This is a genomic window from Cupriavidus sp. SIMBA_020, assembly GCF_046535395.1.
GTDB lineage: Bacteria > Pseudomonadota > Gammaproteobacteria > Burkholderiales > Burkholderiaceae > Cupriavidus > Cupriavidus campinensis.
In genome coordinates this window covers 1-276 of sequence record NZ_JAWRWU010000474.1, presented here as the reverse complement: position 1 = coordinate 276, position 276 = coordinate 1, and the positions used below count along the sequence as shown (strand labels likewise).

The following is a 276-nucleotide window of genomic DNA, read 5'->3' as shown; positions in this document are numbered from 1 at the left end:
CCGTGTCGTTCACGGTGACGCCGGGCGACGACGGCAAGATCGCCGTCGATGTGCTGCCGCCGCTCGCGAACCTGTCGATCGACAACCAGCTGTACGAAGGCAGCGGATCGTGCGGCGCGGCGGCCGCGGCCGCGCGTCCGACGCTGACGGCCGGCAGCGGGATCATGACCGCGTCGTTCGCCGGCGACTATCCGCTGCGCTGCGGCGCGCGCACGACCAATCTCGCGATCCTCGATCACACGACGTTCTTCTCGCGCGGCTTCCTCGCGCTGTGGC

The 276-nt window shown here is 70.7% G+C and carries 1 pseudogene; it reads left to right on the top strand.

Annotated elements, in window-relative coordinates:
• Window positions 1-276: pseudogene (locus SB751_RS30120) on the top strand (D-alanyl-D-alanine carboxypeptidase); the annotation flags it as partial.